This window comes from Spirosoma foliorum (genome assembly GCF_014117325.1).
In the GTDB taxonomy this organism is placed as follows: domain Bacteria; phylum Bacteroidota; class Bacteroidia; order Cytophagales; family Spirosomataceae; genus Spirosoma; species Spirosoma foliorum.
In genome coordinates this window covers 4,195,989-4,221,558 of the sequence record NZ_CP059732.1, presented here as the reverse complement: position 1 = coordinate 4,221,558, position 25,570 = coordinate 4,195,989, and the positions used below count along the sequence as shown (strand labels likewise).

The window sequence follows — 25,570 nt, the reverse complement described above, 5'->3', positions numbered from 1 at the left end:
GACCAATGGGGTTTACGGGTCATTTGGTGTATCCATTATTTTATTCCGACCGCAATGATTTAACGGGATTCATCAAGGCGGCTTTGATGCTTTGGAAACTGACGGTCAGTAAGGCGATGCCAGTGGTCAGGCCGCCAGCCAAGGCAAATACCCACCAGGCGATGTCGATTTTGTAGGCAAAGTCCTGAAGCCATTTGTCCATCGCCCACCACGCAATGGGTGAAGCGATCACTATGGCTAGCAGAATCAACTTGACGAAATCTTTCGAGAGTAATGTGACAATACTGCCAACCGATGCACCGAGCACTTTTCGAACGCCGATTTCTTTGGTGCGGGCTTCGACCGAGAAAGTCATCAGACCCAACAAACCCAGGCAGGCCACCAATAGCGTGAGGGCGGTAAATCCGTTGAACAAACGGGCCAAACGTTCCTCTTTAGCGTAGAGTTTATCATAGGCTTCATCCAGAAAATAGTAATCGAAGGGCGCGGATGGACGGCTATGATCGTATAACTCCTTGAGCTGGGCAAGTGCTTCCGGTACGTTGGTTTGTGGCCTTAAGCGAATTAATAGATAGCCACCATTGTCCAGTATAGAACGACTAGTATCGCTGATAACGGTTAATTTCATTGGGGAAACAGAGCCATGCAAACTACGCACATGAAAATCGACTGCAATACCATCTGCGGGCTGATTTTTAAAAGGAGCGGGCTGTTGCATCGGATTTCCTTTAATGCCTGCCTCCTTCATAACCGTCTGGTTATAAACGCATAATTCTTTTGTTATCGGACCTGTTTCCCAACCAACTGGACGATGTACCCAGTGAACGCCCATCATATCAAAAAATGGCTTGTCAACGGTCAGAAGATTTACCATAAGCTGCTTCTGATTCGTCTCCGTTTGGGTAAACATCGTTGGTATGTTATTCGTAAATAATGGTCTATCTGCAAAGGCTACATTTTCGCTCCCAGCCCATTGCCGTACATGATCACGCAGACCCGTAAATTGCGATTTCATATCTCTGTCGATATACATGGCCATTACCTGAGCCCGATTGATACCTAGGCTTTTCGTCCGTAGAAATCTCATTTGCGAATAAAGGACCACGCTGCAAATCAGCAGGCCAATACTCGCCGAAAACTGGATCGTGGTGAACACCTGGCGCAGACCAGTCCCGCCATACCTGAAATTCGTTGCCCCTTTGAGTACCAGCGCAGGCCGGAACCCGGATAAGAGAAGGGCTGGATAGGCACCTGCTAGCAGTGAGCAGCTAAGCCATAAGGCAAGCATCAGTCCCCAGTATGGCCCCTGCGACAATACCCGATTATCTATGTGTAAGTCGAGCGCGTGGTTGGCCCAGGGGAAAATAGCTTGTAAGAGGGCTAGTGATAATGCAAAAGCCAGTGTAGTAGTCAGGAACGATTCGAAAAAAAACTGGCCGATAAGCTCACGTCGCTCACCACCAATGGCTTTTCGGATGCCTACTTCTTTGGCTCGTTTGGTAGCACGGGCAGTGGTTAGGCTTACGTAGTTGATAGCGGCTAACGCCAGAATAATCAGGGCAATTGTCAACAGAATATATAGGGACTGTCGAGAATCTTTTGGCGTACCCCGACTATCTAAATGGATTGAGGATAAGGACTCCAGGAAGTATTTAGGTGTAATATCTGCAAATTGTACATCGGGTTTTACATTTTGCAGTTTTTTCTCAATGGCCCTTAGGTTAGCTCCCGGCTGCACGACGAGATAGGTCATTAGAAATCCTCCTCCTTTGAACATACCTTGTTGAGCTGGTCCAAGTGTGGGCATCGAACTCAACGAAACCAGCGCATTGAACTCAATCTCTGAATTAGTTGGTAAGTCGTCGAGTACTGCCGAAACGGTGAGCGGGAAATGCTTATCGAAAATCAGCGTTTTGCCTATGGGACTTTGCTTGCCGAAATACTTCTCTGCCAATGGTCGGGTCAGTATAATACGTCCCGGTTCGCTCAGTGCTGTTTTAGGATCGCCCTGAAGCAGTTGAAAACCCATAGCTGGCAGGAACGATCCGTTAGCATAGCCAATCTTTTCTTCTTTAAAGCGATGATTCACGTCCGACTCCAACACAATACTATTTAGTCCCTCCGACAGTTGGATAACTTGCTCTACCTCGGGAAGTTGCTGTTTGATCTTCCGCCCAAACGATTCCTGGTGGCCGCTAAACGTGACATCGTCACCACCATATTTAACCATCGATATAATTTGATACGTACGATCGGCGAAGGGCTCGAACCGATCGTAGTGAAACTCGTGCCAGACGTAGAGTGCAATAAACGTACTAACGGCAAGCCCAACGGTCAGCCCGACAATGTTTAACGTGCTGAACAGCTGGTTTTTCCACAACTGACGCAGAGCAATGGCGAAATAGTTTCGAAACATATCCATACTAAACAAAGGGGTTGAGGGTAATCCGTTGGGTTTTCTCTTAATGGCAAAGGGTTTAATAAATCCGATCACATCCCACCAGTAACGCCAACGGGCGCGTCGTTCACCGATCCGCTCGACTTGCCAGAAAAATTCCTCGTGCAGATCGCCCTGCACTTCCTCCTGCCGGTGAGGAGCGCAGAAGAAGCGAAGTAGACGGTCGGCTAAGCGGGGCGGGGTCATAATTGATAATGTAAAATGGATAATGAATAATGAAGAGAGATAATCGTGATCGTTGAGGGGACATTATCCATTATACATTGTTCATTAATTTACTCCGACCGTAGGGAACGGACGGGGTTCACCAGTGCAGCTTTAATGCTTTGGTAACTGACGGTTAGCAACGTAATAAGCAAAGCACCAGCGGCTGAGCCTGCAAAAATCCACCACGATAGTTCAGTACGGTAATCGTAATCCTTCAGCCATGTGCCCAGATAATAGTAAGCAATTGGCGACGCGATCAGGCAGGAGATGATGACTAGTACGATGAAGTCTTTAGAGAGCATACTCCACAGATTCAGCACTGAAGCGCCCAGCACTTTGCGAACTCCAATCTCTTTGGTGCGTTGCTCGGCCGTGAACGAAGCTAAGCCAAACAACCCCAGGCAGGAAATGAAAATGGCCAGTATGGCAAAGCCACCTGCCAGCTTACCGATCCGCTCTTCTGAGGCAAACTTTTTACCAAACTCCTGGTCGGCAAATTTGTAATCGAACGGAGCCGAGGGAATGTGTTTTTTGAAAACAGATTCAATTGTCGCTATGGATTCGCTGGTGCTTCTGCTTGGGTCCAGTTTGAGCATGATCCAGTTGACATTACTGTAATCCATGAAGTAAATGGCTTGTTTCACTGGCTCATACGGCGATTCAGCCAATACATCTTTGATCACACCGATGATGGTAAAATATTTTGTTCTGGGATCTTTTTCATCCCCCCATCTGACAACCGTACCAATGGGATGTTTGAGCCCCATAAACTTGACAGCCGTTTCGTTGATGATTATGGCCGATGAATCGGTTGTGAACGCTCTCGAAAAATCGCGGCCCTCTTTAAATTGCCAGCCTACTGTTTTGCCGAAGTCGTGTGTTACCCAAATGGATGAAAAATCGGTGTCGAGCGATGGGTCTTTGCCTTGCCAGCTAAAGCCACTCGTGTTTGACCAAACGCTCGTCATTGGGCTGGATGATTCGGCTATTTCCTGAATAACACCTGCATTTTTGAGGTCGGTTTTCAGGACGTCGTATTTGCCGTAAAACGCTGGCGATAGCATTGGAATCATCACTACGCCGTTGCTATTGTAGCCGAGCGGTCGATTTTTCGTGTGCTGGATTTGTCGATAAACGATGATAGTGCCAATGATCAACGTAATGGAAACGGTGAACTGAATCACAACCAGCACTTTGCGCGGAACAGCTGCCAGACTGCCCACTTTAAACGTACCTTTTAAGACTTTAATCGGCTGGAACGATGATAGATAGAACGCAGGATAACTACCTGCCAATAGTCCAGTAATTAGGATGAACCCCAGACTCACTACCCAGAATGGAACCTTCGTCCAGGGGAAAACGAGTTGCTTGGCGGCTACCTCGTTAAACCAGGGGAGTAAAGCCAGAATAATCAGTATGGCTCCGCCAAATGCAACGAAAACCACCAAAAACGACTCGCTAAAAAACTGCTTGACAAGCTGGCTACGTACTGATCCAACCGCCTTGCGAATGCCCACTTCTTTGGCCCGTTTTTCCGAACGAGCCGTGCTCAGATTCATAAAGTTGATACAGGCTAGCAGCAAGACAAAAAGGCCAACGATAGCAAACAGCCGGACATACTGGATATAGCCGCCCGTCTGAACGCCCTCTTCCCAGCCAGAATGCAGTCGCCAGTCGCTCATCGGGTGCAGAAAAATCTCCGATTTGTATTTCTTATCTTCGGTGGGTACGTTATCCAGTTTAGCGTTTATGATCCGATCACTCACTGTTTTTATATCCGTATTATCGGCAAGCTGGACAAGCAGTTGAAACGAGTTTTCACCCCAAATCTGCTTGTCAAGCGCCTGCTTTACCCAGGGCTGCGTTGCTACGTATAACTTCCAGGGAGCAATGAATGTAAGGTCATGAAACTCTGTGTTGAACGGTAAGTCCTCGTAAACGCCCGTTACCTTCACATCGGCCTTTCCCTCAATATTGATGAGTTTACCAATCGGATCGGCATCGCCAAAAAGGGCTTTTGCCGTTGAGGCCGATAGCAAAATAGAATTGAGTTCTTTCAGCCCATTACGGCTGCCTTTCAGCATATGCAACGACAGAATCTCGGGCATTTCAGCATCCATGTAGTTTCCTGGGCGAGCCATCTTTTTTTCACCATATGACAGAATCCGGTCGCCTGGATAGGCCGCCAATGCCAGGTGTTTAAAATTGGTACCGTACTTGGCCCGCAACTCGGCATCCAGCGGAGCAGGAATGGATTCTTGTGAACTAATGTGCCCATTGACCGTTTGGTGCTGCATAACCTGGGCAATACGGTCATAATGCTGGTGATACGTGTTGTAGGAGAGTTCGTCGTAGATCCAGAGGCCAATCAGCATCGCTACGGCCATGCCAGCCGATAGCCCACCAATATTGATGGCCGAGTACCCTTTGTTTTTGACCAGATTTCGAAAAGCGACTTTTAAATAATTACGTAGCATGTCCGTGTTTGTTGGTTTTGGATATTGATTCGACTCCCGCTTTACGGCAAATGGTTTGATGAATCCGATCACATCCCACCAGTAGCGCCAGCGCGCCCGACGTTCGCCAATGCGACTGACCTGATAGACGAACTCCTCATGCAAATCACCCTGTACCTCCTCCAGTCGGTGGGGAGCGCAGAAGAAGTGGAGCAGTTGGTCAGCTAAGCGGGGTGGTCTCATAATGAAGATGAATAATGTAAAATGGACAATGAGAGCAGGCAGCCACGATCGTTTAGAAGGCATTATCCATTCGGGGCCGCCCACGCGGTTCATTATCCATTAATCATTCCGACCGTAGGGAGGTAATCGGGTTCATTAAGGCCGCTTTGATTGCCTGGAAACTGACGGTCAGTAGCGTGATGACAAGGGCGCCTATACCGGCGGCTGCAAAAATCCACCATTCAATGTCGGTGTGGTATTCGTATTTCTGGAGCCACTGATTCATGAAATACCAGGCGATGGGCACCGCAATCAGGCAGGAAATAATGACCAGAAAGACAAAGTCTTTGGAGAGTAGCCCCCACAAATTGGTGACGGTAGCTCCCAGTACTTTGCGAACACCGATTTCCTTGGTGCGTTGTTCCGCTACAAACGAAGCCAGTCCGAAAAGACCCAAACAACTGATGAGAATGGCGAGTGCAGCGAAAACAGAAGCGAGTTTGCCAATTCGCTCTTCGGCCGAAAACTTGGCGGCATACTGCTCGTCCACAAATTTATAATCGAAGGAAGCCGAAGGGACTATTTTTTTGATCACGCCTTCTATCTGCGGAATAGCAGCCGCAGCACTAACCGTTGGCTTGATCTTGAGCGTCAGTTGGCTTGACCCCGCATAGTTTTTGTCCAGAAAAAAGAATGTCTGCTTGACGGGCTCATAGGGCGATTGCATCACCAGGTCTTTAATCACGCCGATTATCTTCCAGGTCGATACTTTATCGTAGCCTTTCACAAATTCGCCAACCGGCTTTTTTAAATGCATGTATTTAGCCGCTGTTTCATTGATAATCAGGCCCGATGAATCAGTCGAATACGCTCTTGAAAAATCGCGACCATCAATAAATTGCCAGCCAACCGTTTTGCCAAAATCGTGCGTGACCTCGCAAACGGCGAAATCATTGTCTTTTTCGGGTTCTTTGCCTCGCCAGTCGTAGCCTCCCGAATTACTCCAAACGGCCGTTAATGGATTGGACGAAAAGGCCACATCGCTAACCATGCCTGTATTGATCAATTCACTTTTTAGTAGCTCGTGCTTCCCTTTATAATTAGGGTCGTTCATGGAGAGGTTGATCAATCCTTCCCGATTATACCCGATTGGTCGGTTGCGGGCATGCTGGATTTGCTGGTAAACGATGATGGTCCCAATGACCAGAACCACCGAAACGGTAAACTGAACAACTACCAGAATTTTGCGGGGCAATGCCGCAAAGCGACCCAGCCGAATCGTTCCTTTAAGGACTTTAACGGGTTGGAAAGAAGACAAGTAGAAAGCCGGATAAAGCCCCGCCAGAAAACCCGTTAGGGTAATAAACAGCAGCGAAATAAGCCAGAATACAGGATTAGTAAACGGTAAAGTCATATCCTTATCGGCCAATTCGTTGAACCAGGACAGCGACGTTACAACCAGTAGTACGGCTAAGGCAAAGGCCAGGACAACGACTAAAAATGATTCGCTCATAAACTGGTTGATGAGCTGCCATTTTATAGAGCCAATGGCTTTTCGAATACCCACTTCTTTAGCTCGTTTCTCGGAGCGGGCCGTCGAGAGATTCATGAAATTGATGCAGGCCAGCAACAACACAAATACCCCAATGATACCAAATAACCAAACGAACGTAATGCGCCCGGCAGCGGGTTTGCCGTCCACAAATTCCGAATATAAGTGCCAGGTACTCATGGGAACTAGCTGAGCAAATGGTTTATATTTTTGCATTTCTTTGAAAAAACTGGTAGGTGAATTTTTATAATAAAAATCCCGAATACCGGCGTTGGCACTTGCCAGTGTTACAGCTGGCTGTAGCTGGACATAGATGTTAAAGGATCGGTTATCCCATTTGAATTCAGCATTTTTTATCCACTCGTTAGAAACAACCCACAATGGCCAGGGAGAAAAAAAACTGCACTTCGCCGAAACGGGCATTCTTCGGTATATCCTCATAAACGCCTGTTACTTTTACATCAATTCGATTGTCAATTTTTAAGGATTTGTTGATAGGATCATCGTTGCCAAACATCGTCTCGGCCGTCGATTTCGACAGAATGATGGAATGCATGTCGCTTAAGCTCGCATAGCTTCCTTTTAACATATGTAGCGAAAGCATTTCCGGCGCGCCGGCTTCGATGAATTCCCCCGTTTTCTGGAAATTTTTATCACCCAGTTTTAATGTATAACCGCCTACCCACCAGGCCATCAACACATGTTTGAAATAGTGTTTGTACTTCGTTCTAAGAATGGCTCCCATTGGAAATTGTAGCGAAATAGACCCCCCAATTTTACTGGTTTGCGGGTCAGTTCCACCACTCCATACCTGGGCGATACTGTCGTAATTCTTATGGTATTTATCGTACGATAATTCATCCCACAACCAAAGGCCAATCAGCATCGCTACGGCCATGCCAACAGCCAGTCCGCCGATATTAATAACTGAATAGGCCTTATTCTTAACGAGGTTTCTGAAGGCAATTTTGAGATAGTTTCGTAGCATAGTTGTATTTGTTGGGGTAGGGTATGCTCTGATTGTACGTTTAATCGCAAATGGTTTCATGAATCCTAACACGTCCCGCCAGTAGCGCCAGCGTGCTCGCCGTTCGCCAATCCGCTCGACCTGATAAGCGAACTCCTCGTGCAAATCGCCCTGCACTTCCTCCAGCCGGTGGGGAGCGCAGAAGAAGCGGAGGATTCGGTCGGCTAGGCGGGGCGGGGGCATAGTGGACAATGAATAATGTAAAATGGATAATGTAAAATGGACTGCGAGGGCGGCCCCGAATGAATAAGGAAGTTCACGAGTTATGAGTCGGCCATAGGATACATTTTACGTTATCCATTGTTCATTATCCATTAGTTATAAGCTAATAGCTGGGTTGAATGGGTCGGGCATCCGGGTCCACAGATTTGCCCGCACATCCTGAATTTCCTGCAACGTCCGCCGACCGTAGGCGGTAACGGTAAACAGCCGTTTCCGGCGACCGCCCCGTTCGGCAGTAGGCTCACCCATTTCAGACTTCACCATGCCTTTGTCTTCCAGTCGTTGCAGGGCCGCGTGAATCTGATTCAGGCGAACCGAGCGCCCGGTTTGCTCAATGATTTCGTGTGTGAGCGCTACGCCATACGCCTGTCCTTCCATCACGGCAACAGTCAGCAGAACGATCTCTTCGAACTCGCCCAAATAGCTTCGTTTCATGGCCATTAATTAGTTCTAGTTTTGCTGAGCAAATGCTTTGCCAGATTGAGATAAGTGCCTTAAGCGCTTGGAAACGCTGTTTTTAAAGAAAGGGGCAAATTCCTGTTGTCCAGTTTCGGACAATTATTGTACGGTTTGGGACAGGGCCAATTTTAGCGCAAATAGGTAAACTGACTTTCGTTGTTCCTTTGGTTTAGAAACAACTCATTCGCTTTTCTATGAAACATTTGACAAAATTCCTGCTCTTCGGACTGCTCTTTTCGATAGGCGTCGCTCCCGTACTGGCGCAGAAAGGACCCGAAGACAAAGCGGGCTGGAAACTGGGCTCTCAGGCCTATTCGTTTCGGTTATTCACCTTTGCTGAAGCGCTACGAAAAATTGATAGTTGCGGCCTGAAATATGTAGAAGCTTTTCCGGGGCAGACCATCGGCGGTGGCGTAGAAGGGAAAATGGATTTTACAATGGATGCCGCTACTCGCCAGGCGGTGAAGAAGCTAATCAAAGATAAGGGCCTGACGCTTACCGCCTATGGGGTTGTGAATCCCAAAACGGATGAGGAATGGAAGACGTTGTTTGCGTTTGCCAAAGACATGGGTATTCTGAACATCAACTCAGAGCCTACGCCTGCGCAAATGCCGCTGGTACGGAAACTGGCTGATGAATACAAAATCAACGTCGCGCTGCATAACCACCCCAAACCATCGCGCTACTGGCATCCCGATACTGTGTTGGCAGCTATTGGCAACAGCAAATACGTAGGTTCCTGCTCCGACATTGGCCACTGGGTTCGGTCGGGACTTGATCCAGTCGAGTGCCTGAAAAAGCTGAACGGACACGTTTTGGGCATGCACTTCAAAGACGTTAAAAAAGATACGCCTGATGGCAAATACCACGACGTTATCTGGGGCACAGGCGACTGCAAGATTGAGCAGGTTATTGCCGAGCTAAAACGCCAGCATTTTAAAGGACCCATCAATGTGGAATACGAATATCACTGGGAAAACAACGGCCCCGAAATTGCCGAAAGCGTGAAGAATTTCCGTGAGATGTATAATCGGGTGAAGGTGCAGTAATGTAGAGACGCAATCCCTTGCGTCTCCTCTTGCGTCAGCCAAAACCATCCGGCAAGAGGAGACGCAAGGGATTGCGTCTCTACATTATTCACTCCGCAAACTTTTCACCGGGTTCACCAAGGCGGCTTTAATGCTTTGAAAGCTAACGGTTAGTAAGGCTATTGCTACGGCCAGAATGCCAGCCAGGGCAAAGATCCACCAGGCCATATCGATCTTATAAGCAAAGTCCTTTAGCCATTGATTCATGCCCCACCAGGCAATTGGCGAGGAGAGTAACAAAGCAATAATGATTAACTTCAGGAAGTCTTTCGAGAGGAGCACAACAATACTACCTACCGAAGCTCCTAATACTTTGCGAACGCCAATTTCTTTGGTGCGTTGCTGGGCTGTAAACGTAGCTAAGCCAAATAATCCCATACAAGAAATCAGAATCGCTATAGCGGTTGCGGTATTGACGAGCTGACTGGTTTGCTGTTCTTTTTCGTAGAGCCTGGCAATGGAATCGTCCAGAAAGGAATAATCAAATTTGTTGTCTGGATAAACGGTCTTCCATTCCTGCTCGATACTGGCCAGAATCTCTTTTACATCGCTTAGTTGCCCGCCTTGGGTTGCTAATTTAACCCCTATGTTTTTTGATTGCCGGGGTAAATAGCCGATGAACGTCGGTTCGATCTTTTCGTGAAACGATTGCTCATGGAAATCGGCTACTACGCCCACAATTGGGTATTTTCTGCCTTGAAATTCAATGAGTTCGTTAATGGCGTCGGTTGGTTTTTTAAAGCCTAGCGCTTTCGCATACGTAGCATTGATGACCAGTTCCCGGAGCGAATCACTTTTCAGGTAGTTGCGACCTGCCAGCAGTCGGAGTTTATACAGCGGAATAAAGTTTGCATCGCCAGCCTTCGCCGACACATCCATCTCGATTTCCTTTTTGCCTTGATATTTGAGCTTGGTTACCATGTACGCCGAACCCATCGGAGGAAACCATTGCAGGGTAATTTGCTCAACACCAGCCAGATTTCTAATTTTTTCGGCTAACACAAGACTCTTGTCGTCATGATGAGTGTGGACTTCAATAATGGCATTGGTCGAGAAGCCCAGATCGGCATTGCGCATAAAGTTGAGTTGCCGACTTACAATGAACGTGCTGATAATAAACACCAGCGAAACCGTAAACTGGAAGACAATCAACCCTTTACGTAAATAGCCTTTTTGGCCGCCCGTTACGGCCGTCTGGCCTTTTAATGTCAGCACAGGAAGGTAGGACGACAATACCCACGATGGATAGAAGCCCGATAGGAGTGAGGTAACCAGGGTAACAATCCCTAAGAAAATCAACGTTTGCCAACTGAATAAATCAAAGGTTAACCCTTTGGGCGTTAGCGATTGAAAAGCGGAAAGAATTGGATTGACGAGTACCAGCGAGATAAGGACAGCGACGAACGTTAAAAAGACAGTTTCGCTCAGAAATTGCATGACAAGATTAGCCCGACTACTTCCCATCACCTTACGAATACCGGTTTCTTTGGCCCGTTGTACCGACTGCGCAGTAGATAAATTGATAAAATTGATGGCGGCAATCAATAGAATAAAACCGGCGATAGCCATCAGTCCATAGAGCGTTGGTAGGTGGGCTTTCCGGCTGTAATTGTCCTGGTATGTTTCGTTGAAATGAAGGTCGGATAGCGGTTGAAGAGCCGGCCAGAATTTCATGTCTGCCTGAAAATGTTTTTTCGAGAATTGCTGGAGCGAGGCCGTTAGTTGATTGGGCGTTGAACCAGCTGGCAGTTTCACAAAAGCTTGTGAAGCCGACCAGTTGTCGTTCCAATCGTCAAGATTGATGCCTCGTTTTAGTTGACTGGCGCGTATGGTCGCAAACGAAATGAAATCGGTAAATGTAAAATCGGTTGGCTTGCCCCAATCCTTCACAATACCCGATACACTAACCCGAACCGAATCTTCGTAGATAAGCTCTTTCCCAATAATTTCCGAAAGGGGTAAATCGCCGAAATAGGTACGGGCTTTCTGTTCGGACAAAACCAGTTTAAAGGGCTCATTCAAGGCTATTTTGGGATTGCCAGCCAGCCACTGGTACTTGAAAATATCAAAATACTGCGGTTCAACCACAATTATATTCGCGTCTCCTCCAGTCCGCCGTCGGCTTTCAAATCGTATCGGTTTTTCTTTACCGTTCGGGATCAATACATCCGATTCGAGATTATGAAAGGCCGCAACGGTTTCGAGGCCTGCCACTTCTTTCCGTAAGGCTTGCGGGACAGGAGCTGGCAGAAAACCCACCGAATGTTTTTCGTCGGTTGCGTTGTACTTTACATCCCCAACAACTCGATAAATGCGTTCACCATCAGGATGGAACGTATCGTAGCCCAGTTCATAACTGGTAATTAGGTAGATCACCAGACAGGCCGTAACGCCCAGCGTAAGTCCCAACAAATTAATCAGCGTACTGACTCTGTGTTTGGCCAGATTACGAATCGATGTTTTGAAATAGTTGCGTAGCATAAGTGGGTTAACTAGACTTGGTGCTGAATATTGATTAGGTTGTCGTTTCAACGCAAATGGACGGATGAAGCGCAAGACGTTGAACCAGTATCGTTGATTTGCCGCTGGAATACCCACCTCCCGCACATCGCGAACGAAACGCTCGTATAAATCGCCCTGCACTTCCTCCAGCAGATGAGAAGCACAGAACCATTCGAGTAGGCGGTCGGCGGAGCGGGGTGGTTGCATGGTTTTAATGGATAATGAATAATGGATAATGTGGGTCACGGATTACAGGAGATACAATCCACTATCGGAGTTGCCAATGCGGTTCACTATTCATTCGGGGCCGCCCGCGCGGTACATTCTCCATTATTCATTCCCTATTCCGACCGCAGGGAGCGCACCGGATTCATCAGGGCGGCTTTAATGCTTTGGAAGCTCACCGTTAGTAAGGCTGTACTGAGTGCCAGCAAACCCGCTAGTACAAACACCCACCACTGAATCGAAACCTTGTAGGCAAAATCATGGAGCCATAGGTTCATGCCGTACCACGCGATGGGTACAGCAAGTAGATTGGCCACAACTATCAGACGTACAAACTCCCTGGAAAGAAGCGCTACAATACTCGGTACCGATGCGCCTAACACCTTTCGAATGCCAATCTCTTTAGTACGTTGTTCCGCTGAAAAAGCAACCAGCCCGAACAGCCCTAAACAGGCAATCACAATGGCAATCAGTGTGAAATAGAGGACTATGCTGGATGTTCGCTGATCTTTTTGGTAATTCCGTTCAAAATCCTGGTCGAGGAATGAATACGAAAAAGGTGTATCCGGGTTTATCTTTTTCCAGGATTGCTCAATGTCTGCCAGAAGTTTAGAGTACTCTTTTGTTTGCACGCTAGCGATAAAATAATGGTGTTTATCGCCAATCGTAGTCGTTAACCCATACGGTTTTATTTCCTGATGTAGACTCTCGTAGTTATAATTTCTGACCACTCCCACGATTTTCATTGGATGGCGCACATTCTGCCAATCAAAATAAATGTTCTTCCCTACAGCCGTTTTGGGGTCATAACCTAGTTGTTTGATGGCTACTTCATTGAGGATGATGCTCGCAGAGTCGGCCGTGAAGTTTTTTGAAAAAGCCCGGCCGTACAAAAGTTTGAAGCCCAGCGTTTCAACATAATCGTTCTCGACCGTTGCAAAATTTATATCCACGGCCTCATGAACCGATTTCCCTTCTGCATAAAAAAGAAGATCATTATCACTCGGAATACCGGGATAAGTGGAGCCGCTCGCTGCCGAAACCACACTCGGATTTTTAAGGACTTCATCTTTAAACGCAGTATAGTTAGTGGTCGCCTGATTACTATGTAGCGGTATGACAATTTTTTGGCTTTTGTTGAAGCCCAACTGCTGGTTTTGAACGAACGACAATTGTTGCCAGATGATGATGGCGCCCAGGATCAGAACAATTGACACTGTAAACTGAAAAACCACCAGCCCTTTACGGAGCGCCGTTGCCGAAATACTGTTAATGAGCTTCCCTTTAAGTACCGTAATTGGCCTGAATGAAGAGAGATAAATTGCAGGATATAGGCCTGATAACAAGCCTGTTAGTAATGTTGTGACTGCAATCGATACAATGAAGACAGGATTCTGGAAAAGCGCTAAGTTCTTTTGCGTAAGGCCATTAAAGGCAGGAAGAAAGAGTTGAATAAAACACAATGCCAGAAAAAGAGCCAACAGAGACATAAGCAACGATTCGCCCAAAAACTGGCTTACCAATGATGCCCGGATGGCCCCCATTGTTTTCCGAATACCAACTTCCTTTGCCCGTTTTTCGGAACGAGCCGTCGAAAGGTTCATGAAATTGATGCAGGCAATCAGTAGCAAAAAGGCCGCTATTGATCCAAAAATGTACAGATACGTCATGCTGCCGTTCGCCGAAATCTCATTATCCATGTTGGATTTTAGATAGATGTCTGGCACGTGTTGGAGGGTAAGTGTTTTTGAAACCCCTAGAGCTTTTAAATCTGCGGCTCCATGCCGATTCAAAAAGGCGGGCAATTTTGCTTCGAATGCCTCCGAATGCACCCCATCCTTCAACTTTATATAGGTGTAGAAAATGTTATTGGTCGCCCAGTTTTTTTGCTGATCTACCCAATTGCCTATATCGCCATTCCGCATCGAAAGGAAAAAATGAGCATCGATATGCGATTTGTTTTTGTCGTCAAAGACCCCACCAACGGTATAATTGTAATCGCCAAAGGGAAGCCCGACCTTGATGACTTTGCCAACAGGGTTTTCCTTGCCGAATAATTTGCTGGCCAGGGTTTCAGAAATAACGATCGTATTGGGTTGGTTGATCGCTTTTCGCGGATTCCCATAGTTGAATGGATACGTGAACAGTTCGAAAAAGGTAGAATCCACATAATAGCCATTCGTTTCAAAGAACTGCTTCTGTTGATGGTTATGCGTATACCGCAACAGCATCTTATCCATGTTCGGTAATTTCAGTAACCGGGTAGCCTGCTCAACTTCAGGGAAGTCGTTTTTTAAGGCCAGAGCAGTAGGAGCGCCAGTGGCTGCCCAATTCTCCTGTTTTGTTCCAGTAACTACCCGGTAGAGCCGATTCGCATCTTCGTGGTGCTTGTCGTAGCTAAGTTCATCAAAAACATACAGCGTAATGAGCAGGCAGGTTGCCAGCCCTACGGCTAACCCAAAAATATTGATGGCTGAATACACCTTGTTTTTAACGAGGTTCCGCCAGGCGATTTTAAAATGGTTACTCAGCATAACAGGGCTTAGTAAGAGTGGAGACGAATACTCCGTGTGTTGTCGTTTTAGGGCAAATGGTCTTAAAAAACGGATGACGTTGAACCAGTATCGCTGGTTAGCCGCTGAAATACCCACGTCCCGTACATCGCGGACGTAGCGCTCGTACAAATCGCCCTGCACTTCCTCCAGCAAGTGAGGAGCACAGAACCATTCCAGTAGGCGGTCGGCTAAGCGGGGTGGTTGCATAGGTTTGTTTGGTGTAGAGACGCATCTTTGCGTCTCCTCTCCCGGATGGTTTTCTCTAGTTGGGTACTAATTGCTGACGCACAGGAGACGCAAGGATGCGTCTCTACATATTACTCGGTTCGTAGGCTTTTTGCCGGATTGGTAATGGCTGCTTTTAGTGATTGATACGATACAGTCGCTAACGTGATAGCCACAATAACCCCCAACGCCAGCGCGAAAATCCACCAGCCGAAGTCAATGTGATAGGCATAGCCATGTAGCCAGCCACGCATCAGGAACCAGCCTAGGGGAGCGGCCAATGAAAAGCCAATGAGCATCAGCTTACTAAACTCTCGGCCAAATAGCCAAAGTACCTGATTGGTCGTTGCTCCCATTACCTTCCGAATGCCAATTTCTTTCGTTTTCGATTCGCTCATGAACGATACCAGGGCGTATAAACCCAGACAGCCAATCAGGATGGCGATCAATGAGAAAACCTGTATCAGCCCCAGCAGAACGCGCTCTTTGAGGTAAAACTGGTCGAGCATTTCATCCACAAAAGAAGCTTTGTAGACGTACTCGGGAAATAACTCGTTCCAGCGAGATTCGACCAGTTTGGTAGTTTCTGATAAATCGGCCGGATTCAGTTTCAGAGCTGCCAGATTGTTCTCGGGGTGGTAATTGATGAGCGTAGTGGGGGAATTGTTGCGTACAGCTCATCGGTGTTAAAGTCGTTGACAACGCCAACAACAATTCGGTTCTGTCCCCAAATAGTAAGCCGTTTTCCTAGCACATCACCAGGCGAACGCAGACCCAGTTGCTTTATCATGGTTGCGTTGACGATGGCCTCGCTGTTGGTCGTATCGTTGTTGCTGAAATTGCGCCCGGCCAGGAGTTTCAATCCGAAGAGTGGTATGTAATTCATATCACCAATTTTGGCGCGAGTTGGAAATTTTTCGGCTTCGGTATGTGTGTCGAATGTAAACTGAACCGGGTCGCGTTGGCGCGAGGTTGGTGGTTCTGCACCTAACGAAACCTGTTCAACGCCAGGTAAGGCACGTAATTGCTCACGTAAGGTTTGCTGTCGGATGGGGTCATCGGTAGGAACAGGCACGGTTAGAACGGCATCTTTGTAGAAACCCAAATCCTTCTGCTGCATGTATCGCACCTGCGACATCATCACGATAAGACCGATAATGAATAGCTGTGTGATGAAAAACTGGACCACCACTAACCCACGCCGAACAGATACGCTACCCACTTGTTTCGTCGTGAGTCGCCCTCGTAAGGCGGCCACCGGGTTGAAGCGGGAAAGCACCAACGATGGATAAAAACCTGCTACCAGAATCACGCCCAGAATCAGGGCACCAAACCAGATAAGCGACCGGGGTTTAACGAGATCGAGTACCGACAGATCGGTGCCTAAAATGGCTAAGGCATTGTTTAGCAGCGGTAAACCAAGTTGTGCGAATAGAATCGCGATAACCACTGCTGTGAGCGTAATGAGCGTTGTTTCAATCAGGAATTGCGCAATCAATTGCTTCCGTGTACTGCCCATTGCCTTTCGAACGCCCACTTCCTTCGAACGCTTAAGTGCGTAAGCCGTAGCGATATTGATAAAATTAATACAGGCGGCAATGACCAGAAATAAACCAACAATAATCAGGGCGTACAGAATCGGGCGAGGAGCCGTTCCGCCGTATTGTGGATTATGGTTTAAATCGGAAAGAGGCAGGGCATGGAAATCGAGCAATTTGGCATCCTGGGTCTTCAGGTATTTACGGCCCGTAGCTGTCAGTGCGTCCACTAAACGCTGAGGGGATGTTCCTTCGCGTAAGGCGACAAAGCACAGGGCGTTAATGCGTTCCCAGTTTTGCATCGCCTGTTTCCCATTTTCGCCCATCATAGCCGGAACGGTGCCGTACGAAATCAGAACATCGTATCGAAGTTTGGTATTCGAAGGCGGGTTTTTAATGATGCCCGTTACGGTCAGATTCGTTTGATTATCAAAGCGCAACGTTCGGCCGATTGCGTTATCTGTATCGAAATATTTCTGCGCGTAGCGCTCCGATAACACAACAGTGTTTGGGGCTGTTAGCGCCGTTTTTGGGTTTCCGTTCAGCCATTTTACGTCGAAAACGTCGAAGAATTGGGACTCCGTAAAACAGATATTCCGCGATTCTTCAAACTTCTTCCCAAAACCACCTTTACCATTCGGCACGCTTATGATTCGCCCAAACGTATTCTCCAGTCGAACGGCGCTTTCTACAAATGGGTATTCCTGCCGGAGCACATCGGCCAACGGTCGGGGAGTGGCATCGGTTGGAACTACGTTTTCGTGGCGGATATCCGTTACAATCCAGAACGTCCGGTCTGCTTTGGCGTGGTAGCGGTCGAAACTAAACATGTAGCTGACCAATAGGAAGATAACAATACCACAGGCAAGCCCAGTGGCTAAGCCAAAGGTATTGATGGCGCTAACCTGACGGTTTCGCCATAGGTTCCGTAAAGAGATAGTCAGATAATTGCGAAACATAAAGGTAAGTGTAGGTTTAGGATAAGCATCTTGGTGTCTGAACGCTTTTGGTAATCCGGCGAACCGTTGCCCCGACCGAGGCAGTAGAAAGCCCAACACCTCTTTGCCGAACTGGCGTCTTGCTTCGGTAACGCCGAGTGTCTCGACTCGCCTATTGAATCGTTCATACAAATCGCCCTGCACTTCTTCCAGCAGCAACGGATTGCAGAAAATTTCCAATAATTTGTTGGCCCAGCGGGGCGGTCCAACGGGTCGGGGAGGTATCATAATGGATAATGAAAAATGTGCAATGAATAATGGTGTGGACAGCTCATTTATCGCTCATAAAAAGTCATTATAACTTCTTCATTATCAATTACTCACTCCGACCGAAGGGAGCGAACGGGATTGATCATGGCGGCTCGTAGTGATTGCCAGCTAACGGTTAAAAACGCGATGGAAATGGAAATGAAAGCGGTTATCAGGAAGATCCACACGCTTATGTTGATACGATAAGGGTAGTTTTCGAGCCATTTGCTCATAGCGTACCAGGCGGCAGGAAAGGCAAAAATGAACGAAAGGGAAACCAGCTTCAGGAAGTCGGTGGAGAGTAGTTGGACAATTCCCGTAACCGAGGCTCCCAGTACTTTCCGAATCCCGATTTCCTTCGTTCGTCGTTCGGCCGAGAGCGTGGCTAATCCAAACAGACCAATACACGAAATGAAAATGGTCAGTATAGCTCCGAAGAGCACCATTTGTTTCCATTTGGCCTCCGACTCATACCGCTTAATGTTTTCCTGATCCATGAATTGATAGGAATAAGGGGTTAGCGGAAACAGCTTTTTGAATACGTTTTCGATAGATTGAAGGCTCGCCGTCTCGGTATTGGGTCTGATTTTGATGAAGGCTTTCCCGTATTGATTTTTGGGTTTCATCGTAAATAATTGCGGGCCGATTTCCCGATTCAGTGCCATGAAATGGTAGTCTTTAACAACCCCAATGACGTTGTATTTTGTACTGTCGAGCCAGAAATCAACTACTTGTCCAACAGGGTTTTTCCAGCCCGCTTTCTTGACAAATGTTTCATTGACGAGAACAGAATGAGTCGAATCGGAAGGGAAATTTTTTGAGAAATTTCGCCCTTGAACGATCGGTATTTTAAAAAGAGGCAAATAGGTTTCATTAACGGTTTCATAGATAAAGCTCAACTGGGTATCGCCGTTAATTTTGGCAACAGTGCCCCACGTACCGCCATTTTTGGGCGCAACGTCTACAATGTTTTGATCTTTTTGTAGCTCTTCTTTTAACAGTTTCGCTTCGCTACGGGTCAAATTTGATTTATCGACGATAACCAGGTTTTTATCGTCGTAGCCTAAGTCTTTGCTCGTTAAATAATTGAACTGCGAATAGATGGTCAGCGAAGCAATGATCAGAAAAGAAGCCAGCGAGAATTGCAGAACAACTAATGACTTTTGCAGGTAATTCTTCCCCGAAAGGTTAAAGCGACTATATAACGTTTGAACAGGGTTATAGCCTGATAGAATAAGTGCCGGGTAAAATCCAGACAGTAAGCTGGTTACGATAAATAAAGCAACGTAACCAATGACCAGTTGCGTATCGAAAAGATAGGAGAGGGCAAGGGCTTTGTTCGCCAATTGATTGAACGTAGGTAAGGCGAGTTCGATCAAAATCAGGGCAAGTGCAAAAGCCGCAAAGCACAGAATAAAGGATTCGCCCAGAAACTGGATGATGAGCTGCACTCTGGCTCCACCAACTACTTTTCGGACGCCAATTTCTTTCGCTCGCTTTAGCGAACGGGCCACGGTTAGGTTAACAAAGTTGATGCAGGCAATTAGGAGAATGAATAAGGCAATACCCGATAAGATGTAGGAAAACGTAGGATTGCTTTCGTCGACAAGACCGTTACTGGCAGGAAGCTCTTGGCTTAGGTGCATGTCTGTGAAAGGCTGGAGCGCATATTGAGTCAGATCCTGATTGCCAAACTTTTTGGTAATCAGTTTGATAGCCTCCTGTGCATCAGCCAGATACACCTGATTCATTTTGGCTTCCACAGCGTTAAGATTGGCATTTGGGCTAAGAACGACGAACGTGTTCATAAACACACTGAACCAATTCTCATTGTTGGCCATCTCCTCCGGCTTTACTAGCATCGGCATCAATACATCAAATTTGATGGATGAATTCTGCGGACATTTTTTCGCAACAGCCGTTACTGTATGCGGTTCAAATTTGTCGTCTTCTTTAAAAAACAGGGTCTTCCCAACTGCATTTGTTGTACCAAAGTTCTTCTCGGCGATCTCCTCCGAAATCACAACCGAGTGAGGATTTTGTAAGGCGGTTTTAGGGTTGCCGCTTAGTAAAGGGAACGTAAATACCGAGAAGAAGCTAGTGTCGGCAAAATAGACGCTCTGGCTGTTTACTTCATTGCCTTGTTTCATATCCCGATGATTTTCCCGGTAGCGCACAAACGCCTTTATTTCAGGAACACCAGCATGGAATTTTGGCCCCGGAAAAAGTCCGGTATAGGGTTGTTTATGGTCAGGAACACCTGCAGGGGTTATGTTTTGGCTGGTAATCCGGTAAATAAGCGGATTGTTGGCATGAAAGCGGTCGTAACTGACTTCGTCTTTGGTGTACAACATAATCAGCATGGCAGCAGCCAGCCCAATGCTTAATCCAATAATGTTTATGGCTGAGTATGCCTTGTTTCTAGTCAGATTCCTGAAGGCGATTTTGAGATAGTTTTCTAACATGGCAGCTCTGAATAAAGGAGTGGTCCGGCACTCCGGTTGAGAATTCGGATTCGGTTTTCGTTTAAGGGCAAAAGGACGGAGGAAACGTAGCACATTTAAACTATACTGCTGGTTCGCCTTGGGAGCGCCCAGCCGACGCACATCCCGCATGTAACGTTCATATAAATCGCCCTGCACCTCTTCCAGCAAGTGCGGAGCACAGAACCATTCCAGTAGTCGGTCGGCCCAGCGGGGTGGTTGTGTATTCATAGCGAAAGGGTTTGGGGGCAGAGAGGTAAGGGTAGAGGGAGTAGTTGATTAGAATAGCTTCACCCTCTGCCCCAAACCCTACGCCCTCTGCTATTTATATGCTGATGGCCGGTAAAGCGTTTGGCGAAATTGAATTCCATAACTGGTCGCGCATGGCTCGGATATCGTGTAAGGCCCGACTGCCCAGTGCCGTAACCGTAAACAGGCGTTTTCGTCGACCGCCCCGTTCAGCTGTAGCTTCGCCCATGTGTGAGCTAAGCATGCCTTTCTCTTCGAGCCGGTGTAAGGCTGCGTGAACGGCACTGATACTGACGGAGCGCCCCGTTTGCCGATCCAGCTCGTCGGTAATAGCGACCCCATACGCAGCGTCGTTCAGGACCGCGACTGTTAGTAAAACGATTTCTTCAAACTCGCCTAAGTACGTTCGTTTCATGACTTACCTGATAATATTAACTTTTGTAGAACAAATGCTTTGCCAATTCTCGAAAAGTGGCTTTATGGCTTATTTGAGACGATGTACTTGATAAGAGTTGTCCGAAATCGTACAGTTTTTGTCCGGTGCCGAACATGTGTACGATGATTTTTGTTGGGAAATTCCACAACTAATTTTTCCCGATCTGCGTCAAATTATCTAGTCTACCGGTAGCTAGTACAATGCCCGACTGTCCGTAACTTTGTAGCTCCACGATGGCGACTATTCGCTGATTACCGATAACTGCTTATTGACGTATGGCTCTCAAAACGATCGTTAAAATATCTAACGTTACCAATCTCAGCGATGCTCGCTACTGCGCCGGTATGGGTGTAGACATGCTTGGCTTCTCAATGGATGCCGACTCGCCGGATTATGTAGAGCCGAAAAAGTTTGCTGAAATCAGAGGCTGGGTAGCAGGCGTGCAGATTGTTGGCGAAACAACATCGGTCGATCCCGAAGTAATTGAGCAACTCCTCGATACCTACCAACCCGACTTATTACAAGTTGATGAAGCTGCGCTATTACCTTATCTGAGTACGAAAGTGAAGGATAACCTGCGCTTTATTCTACAGGTCGATTTGGCGCAGTTAACGCTCGATCAACTCGACACTCTATTCCAGACCGCTGCAACTGGAGCCGACTACATACTGCTCGAAAGCAACAGCCCGCTTCACCTCGACGACGAACTAAAAAGTGCCCTTCAGCGGCTGGCGTCGCGTTATCCTGTCTTATTGGGAATTGGCGTATCAGCCGAGAATATTCATGAGCTACTGGCCGATTTGCCCGTTCAGGGGATTTCGCTCAGCGGGGGCGACGAAGAACGACCCGGTAATAAAGAATTCGGGGAGCTAATGGATATTCTGGAAGCGATTGAGGAAGAGTAGTAGCTGGTTTACGGTTTATGGTATTTAGTTTACGGTTGGCTCATGCGTTAGTATCTTCTTGCGTCAGCCAGCCGTAAACTAAATACTATAAACCATTTACCACTACTATGTATTACCTACTATCATTGAAAACATACTTCCATCCATAACCGCGTCCATTCTTCCAATTCTCCTTTTGCCAAATAGGGTTATCTAGTAGGTTTACATCGTTTTAAACAACAGCAATCATGAACAAGCGATTAGAACGTATTGCCGACCAGGCCCAAATTGGGGGGGTATGTGCTGGTTTGGCCGATTATTTTGGCATTGACCGTGCATTGGTGCGCGTCCTTTTTGTAATCGGAATTTTCCTGCCCCACTTTCCGGCTATTATCATTTACATTATCTTGTGGATTGCACTTCCCGAACGTCGTTTTGGTAGCGCAACATCCCAATCAACTGCTTTTTCTAATCCTTATTTTGCCATGAATCCCTACAATCCGAACAAGCCTGCATCTCCCGACCGTAGCATTATTGGCGGGGCCGTTTTGATTATCCTTGGTGTCCTGTTTTTACTGGACCGTTATTTCGACATTGACTTTGGTGATCTATGGCCGTTTGTTCTGATCGCAATTGGTTTGTGGCTGATTTTTAAGGATCGGATCAAACCTCCTTACGACACAACAAATACAAACAACGACCCGAACGGAACACTTTAATAGATGTATGCTATAGGATATATGATGTATTCAGGCAATATATCATATATCCTATAGCATACATCCCTAAGACTTATGCAACGAAAAAATGGATTGTTCTGGGGCATTTTTCTCTTAACGCTAGGCGTGTTATTTCTGGCTCGGCGGGCGGGTATGCTCGATATTGACTGGCATTTATTAGTGAATTTATGGCCAGTGCTGCTGATTCTGGGAGGTATAAACCTGATCCTGGAACGGCGTGGGAATCCGGCGGCTTTTATTACAACTGTTATGTTAGCCGTAGCCGTACCTACTACATTATTTGGTTTTCTATCGCATCATCGGGATCGTGATGAGTTCAATATGCGCTGGCATGACGACGATGATGATCATGGAAATTCTGATGATGACAATGACAACAACGACGACGATTATCAGTCGGAGCGAGAGCGCCGGGAATCGGAAAGTGTTAAGGTGCAGACTAATACGTTTGCCGAAAACATGGATGCCGATACGCGCGAAGCTGTCCTGAAATTGTCGGGTGGCGCTGGACGGTTTATCATTAGCGAGCCAAGCTCTGAACTCATCAAAGCCGACACCAAGCAAACGACGGGTAGTTACTCAATGTCGGTAGATCGGGACGAAACCACCCATATTCCAACTATCGAACTTAAGCCAACAGATGAAGATCAACATATTGATTTTAAAGATGGCAAGTTCGAGAATCGCGTTGACGTGCATCTGAACTCTACTCCCGTTTGGTCAATGGATGTAGCTTTGGGCGCCGGTCAGGGTGATCTTGATTTGAGTGCTTACACCGTCAAGAGCTTAAAAGTTGGCGCTGGTGCTGCTGAACTTGATCTGAAACTCGGTGCCAAAGCCGACGTGTCGGACGTGAAGCTGGATGTAGGAGCGGCTTCGGTAACCGTCCGTGTTCCGAAAGAAGTGGGTTGCCGGATCAAAAAAGATGGCGCTCTTAACCTGGAACAGCTAGATGATTTTACCAGTGTGGGCGGTGGCGAATTTATTAGCCCTGGTTACGATGGCACTAAAAAGAAAATAACCATCCGTTTCGATGGTGGTATTTCGAGATTTAAAGTAGTGCGGTATTAGTCTGAACCGGGATTTTAACAAGATTTGAAAGATTCATACGATTAATAAAGCATTAGCGGATAATCGTGTAAATCCTTTTAATCTTGTTAAAATCCCGGTTCAGATTAGTTTTGATTCAACTTATTGAGCAGCATCCTGTTAAACATCTGCTCAGTCTTATAAAGCTCCGCCAATTGAGCGGGCGAAATTACTTTCAGGAATCGGCTCATATACTCGTCGTCAAGGTCGGCGAGTTTTTGTTTATTGGAATTGACTTCCCGAAGGCCGTTTACTAACTGATTATCGTTTAGGTTTGTGCGCGACGGTTCGTTATTCAATTGCCGAATCCGACGATTCAGTTCCTGCTTCTTGGCATTGTATTCATTATAAATTGCCCAGAACTGGGGAGCCTGATCCGTTGTTAAGTTGAGCCGGTTCGTAATCAGCCCAATCTTAGCTGCTTCAATTTTCTGCCGTCCGTTAGGGTCGTTCTGTGCGTTGGCCACTTGTGCTATAAACAGTAGTCCAACCAGCCAACCAATCCATGCGTGTCTCATTGTGGTAAAGTTAACCATTCAAAAATCAGGAACCGAAGTTCGGACTATCCAGTGCAGTTTGTTCTTTAATGTGCTGTTGAATATCCTTTGGCTGCACATTAAGGAACTGAATCGCGGTTGTGTCGCTGCCCAACGACGAATGAATTTGTTGTGCATCGGCCAATTCGCTGGCGTCTACCCCTTGTTCATCAAGATAAGCCGTAATAGCTTCGTCACTCACACCGGCCAACACTTCATTTCCCAATGACTCCTGCCGTTGGGGTAAAGTTTGCCAAACCAGCACGGCAATCAGACTAGCCCCAGCCAATGACGCTATCGAGCGCTGCCACGACCAGGTGATACTAAAAGCCGGCTTTGACTTACGAACCGCGCGAGCTTGTACACGCGATGGTAACGTGTCAAAATACCCTTCTGGAGTCGTAAACGGCAACTGCCTCAGTCGATGTTCAGGGGGCAGTTCGTCAAGCCGAAATTCGTTTTTGTCATTCATTATCGTGGTGTGTATCAAATACACAATTAGGTTCCCGTGTTGTACGAATTGGACAGTCTAAAGCGGCTGGGGTTTAATCGGTTGTATCAGTTTTTGTCAGATAATCTTCAATTTTTTTCACTGCCAGATGATACGATGCTTTCAAGGCCCCTACCGATGTTCCCGTAATATCTGAAATGTCCTCATACTTCATATCATCGAAGTACTTCATGTTGAACACCAAACGTTGCTTATCGGGTAATTTTAGTAGCGCCTTCTGTAACTTCAACTGTACGTCTTCACCACTGAGTTCGTTGCCGGATGTAACATAATCGCTGTTACTCTCCAGTTTTTCCATCAATTCGCCTTCAACGTCGCCAATGGGCAGAAAAAAGCGTCGACGTTTCTTGTTCAGAAAGTTAAGGCACTCATTGGTAGCAATGCGATATATCCAGGTATATAACTGACTATCACCCCGAAACTGTTCCAGGCTGTTCCACACTTTTATGAATGTTTCCTGCACCAAATCATCGGCATCGTCGTGATCAATAACCATTTTACGGATATGCCAATAGATTTTCTGCTGGTACTGTCGCACCAACAGATTAAAGGCAAAATTCCGGCTCGACGGGTCGCGGTATTTGGCGAGAATTTCTGCGTCAGTCATTGGTTCATGGTTTTGGTTTTTGGTTTTTGGTTTACGGTTAGCTGGTGCATTT

The 25,570-nt window shown here is 46.9% G+C and carries 18 protein-coding genes; 4 read left to right on the top strand and 14 right to left on the bottom strand.

Annotated elements, in window-relative coordinates:
- Nucleotides 1-40: 40 nt before the first annotated feature.
- The 5 genes from H3H32_RS18010 to H3H32_RS17995 form a co-directional block, all read right to left on the bottom strand.
- Nucleotides 41-2,644, bottom strand: a complete 2,604-nt coding sequence (locus tag H3H32_RS18010) for a permease prefix domain 2-containing transporter (protein WP_182464040.1) — start codon at nt 2,642-2,644, stop codon at nt 41-43.
- A gap of 89 nt (nt 2,645-2,733) precedes the next feature.
- Nucleotides 2,734-5,364, bottom strand: coding sequence for a permease prefix domain 2-containing transporter (locus tag H3H32_RS18005; protein ID WP_182464039.1), 2,631 nt, complete (start codon nt 5,362-5,364; stop codon nt 2,734-2,736).
- Between the two features lie 103 nt (nt 5,365-5,467).
- Nucleotides 5,468-7,075, bottom strand: coding sequence for an FtsX-like permease family protein (locus H3H32_RS38035; protein ID WP_309547165.1), 1,608 nt, complete (start codon nt 7,073-7,075; stop codon nt 5,468-5,470).
- 184 nt (nt 7,076-7,259) lie between these two features.
- Nucleotides 7,260-8,105 (bottom strand): permease prefix domain 2-containing transporter, encoded by an 846-nt coding sequence (locus H3H32_RS38030; protein ID WP_309547164.1) that lies wholly within the window; start codon nt 8,103-8,105, stop codon nt 7,260-7,262.
- Nucleotides 8,106-8,240: 135 nt separating this feature from the next.
- Nucleotides 8,241-8,579, bottom strand: coding sequence for a PadR family transcriptional regulator (locus H3H32_RS17995; RefSeq protein ID WP_182464038.1), 339 nt, complete (start codon nt 8,577-8,579; stop codon nt 8,241-8,243).
- A gap of 218 nt (nt 8,580-8,797) precedes the next feature.
- Here H3H32_RS17995 and H3H32_RS17990 point away from each other — a divergent pair, with 218 nt between their 5' ends.
- Nucleotides 8,798-9,652: a sugar phosphate isomerase/epimerase family protein gene (locus H3H32_RS17990; RefSeq protein ID WP_182464037.1), complete on the top strand. Its 855-nt coding sequence runs from the start codon at nt 8,798-8,800 to the stop codon at nt 9,650-9,652.
- Between the two features lie 84 nt (nt 9,653-9,736).
- On the opposite strand, the gene H3H32_RS17985 is transcribed toward H3H32_RS17990, so the two are convergent.
- The 6 genes from H3H32_RS17985 to H3H32_RS17965 form a co-directional block, all read right to left on the bottom strand.
- A complete protein-coding gene (locus tag H3H32_RS17985; RefSeq protein ID WP_220472656.1) occupies nt 9,737-12,400 on the bottom strand; it encodes a permease prefix domain 2-containing transporter in 2,664 nt (887 codons plus the stop codon).
- 134 nt (nt 12,401-12,534) lie between these two features.
- Complete coding sequence (locus tag H3H32_RS17980; protein ID WP_220472655.1) at nt 12,535-15,180, bottom strand: ABC transporter permease; 2,646 nt, start codon at nt 15,178-15,180, stop codon at nt 12,535-12,537.
- Nucleotides 15,181-15,290: 110 nt separating this feature from the next.
- Entirely contained in the window at nt 15,291-15,707 is a 417-nt protein-coding gene (locus H3H32_RS38025) for an ABC transporter permease (RefSeq protein ID WP_309547168.1), read from the bottom strand.
- Between the two features lie 101 nt (nt 15,708-15,808).
- Nucleotides 15,809-17,962, bottom strand: a complete 2,154-nt coding sequence (locus H3H32_RS17975) for an ABC transporter permease (protein WP_309547163.1) — start codon at nt 17,960-17,962, stop codon at nt 15,809-15,811.
- A 92-nt stretch (nt 17,963-18,054) separates the two neighbouring features.
- Nucleotides 18,055-20,697, bottom strand: coding sequence for an ABC transporter permease (locus tag H3H32_RS17970; protein WP_220472654.1), 2,643 nt, complete (start codon nt 20,695-20,697; stop codon nt 18,055-18,057).
- Nucleotides 20,698-20,791: 94 nt separating this feature from the next.
- Nucleotides 20,792-21,130: a PadR family transcriptional regulator gene (locus tag H3H32_RS17965; RefSeq protein WP_182464036.1), complete on the bottom strand. Its 339-nt coding sequence runs from the start codon at nt 21,128-21,130 to the stop codon at nt 20,792-20,794.
- Nucleotides 21,131-21,426: 296 nt separating this feature from the next.
- On the opposite strand from H3H32_RS17965, the gene trpF reads away from it, so the two are divergent.
- From trpF to H3H32_RS17950, 3 genes are all read left to right on the top strand, one after another.
- Nucleotides 21,427-22,056, top strand: a complete 630-nt coding sequence (gene trpF, locus H3H32_RS17960) for a phosphoribosylanthranilate isomerase (RefSeq protein ID WP_182464035.1) — start codon at nt 21,427-21,429, stop codon at nt 22,054-22,056.
- A 227-nt stretch (nt 22,057-22,283) separates the two neighbouring features.
- Nucleotides 22,284-22,754, top strand: a complete 471-nt coding sequence (locus H3H32_RS17955) for a PspC domain-containing protein (RefSeq protein ID WP_182464034.1) — start codon at nt 22,284-22,286, stop codon at nt 22,752-22,754.
- A 75-nt stretch (nt 22,755-22,829) separates the two neighbouring features.
- Nucleotides 22,830-23,846 (top strand): toast rack family protein, encoded by a 1,017-nt coding sequence (locus H3H32_RS17950; RefSeq protein WP_182464033.1) that lies wholly within the window; start codon nt 22,830-22,832, stop codon nt 23,844-23,846.
- 104 nt (nt 23,847-23,950) lie between these two features.
- Here the strand turns inward: H3H32_RS17950 and H3H32_RS17945 are convergent, their stop codons facing one another.
- The 3 genes from H3H32_RS17945 to H3H32_RS17935 form a co-directional block, all read right to left on the bottom strand.
- Nucleotides 23,951-24,400: a hypothetical protein gene (locus tag H3H32_RS17945; protein ID WP_182464032.1), complete on the bottom strand. Its 450-nt coding sequence runs from the start codon at nt 24,398-24,400 to the stop codon at nt 23,951-23,953.
- Nucleotides 24,401-24,407: 7 nt separating this feature from the next.
- Nucleotides 24,408-24,872, bottom strand: coding sequence for a hypothetical protein (locus tag H3H32_RS17940; protein WP_182464031.1), 465 nt, complete (start codon nt 24,870-24,872; stop codon nt 24,408-24,410).
- 73 nt (nt 24,873-24,945) lie between these two features.
- Complete coding sequence (locus H3H32_RS17935) at nt 24,946-25,518, bottom strand: RNA polymerase sigma factor (RefSeq protein ID WP_182464030.1); 573 nt, start codon at nt 25,516-25,518, stop codon at nt 24,946-24,948.
- Nucleotides 25,519-25,570: the final 52 nt, after the last annotated feature.

Coding starts and splice junctions, on each gene's coding strand:
- H3H32_RS18010 (WP_182464040.1), bottom strand. CDS start 2,644: ATGACCCCGCCCCGCTTAGCCGACCGTCTACTTCGCTTCTTCTGCGCT.
- H3H32_RS18005 (WP_182464039.1), bottom strand. CDS start 5,364: ATGAGACCACCCCGCTTAGCTGACCAACTGCTCCACTTCTTCTGCGCT.
- H3H32_RS38035 (WP_309547165.1), bottom strand. CDS start 7,075: ATGAGTACCTGGCACTTATATTCGGAATTTGTGGACGGCAAACCCGCT.
- H3H32_RS38030 (WP_309547164.1), bottom strand. CDS start 8,105: ATGCCCCCGCCCCGCCTAGCCGACCGAATCCTCCGCTTCTTCTGCGCT.
- H3H32_RS17995 (WP_182464038.1), bottom strand. CDS start 8,579: ATGAAACGAAGCTATTTGGGCGAGTTCGAAGAGATCGTTCTGCTGACT.
- H3H32_RS17990 (WP_182464037.1), top strand. CDS start 8,798: ATGAAACATTTGACAAAATTCCTGCTCTTCGGACTGCTCTTTTCGATA.
- H3H32_RS17985 (WP_220472656.1), bottom strand. CDS start 12,400: ATGCAACCACCCCGCTCCGCCGACCGCCTACTCGAATGGTTCTGTGCT.
- H3H32_RS17980 (WP_220472655.1), bottom strand. CDS start 15,180: ATGCAACCACCCCGCTTAGCCGACCGCCTACTGGAATGGTTCTGTGCT.
- H3H32_RS38025 (WP_309547168.1), bottom strand. CDS start 15,707: ATGCTCGACCAGTTTTACCTCAAAGAGCGCGTTCTGCTGGGGCTGATA.
- H3H32_RS17975 (WP_309547163.1), bottom strand. CDS start 17,962: ATGATACCTCCCCGACCCGTTGGACCGCCCCGCTGGGCCAACAAATTA.
- H3H32_RS17970 (WP_220472654.1), bottom strand. CDS start 20,697: ATGAATACACAACCACCCCGCTGGGCCGACCGACTACTGGAATGGTTC.
- H3H32_RS17965 (WP_182464036.1), bottom strand. CDS start 21,130: ATGAAACGAACGTACTTAGGCGAGTTTGAAGAAATCGTTTTACTAACA.
- trpF (WP_182464035.1), top strand. CDS start 21,427: ATGGCTCTCAAAACGATCGTTAAAATATCTAACGTTACCAATCTCAGC.
- H3H32_RS17955 (WP_182464034.1), top strand. CDS start 22,284: ATGAACAAGCGATTAGAACGTATTGCCGACCAGGCCCAAATTGGGGGG.
- H3H32_RS17950 (WP_182464033.1), top strand. CDS start 22,830: ATGCAACGAAAAAATGGATTGTTCTGGGGCATTTTTCTCTTAACGCTA.
- H3H32_RS17945 (WP_182464032.1), bottom strand. CDS start 24,400: ATGGTTAACTTTACCACAATGAGACACGCATGGATTGGTTGGCTGGTT.
- H3H32_RS17940 (WP_182464031.1), bottom strand. CDS start 24,872: ATGAATGACAAAAACGAATTTCGGCTTGACGAACTGCCCCCTGAACAT.
- H3H32_RS17935 (WP_182464030.1), bottom strand. CDS start 25,518: ATGACTGACGCAGAAATTCTCGCCAAATACCGCGACCCGTCGAGCCGG.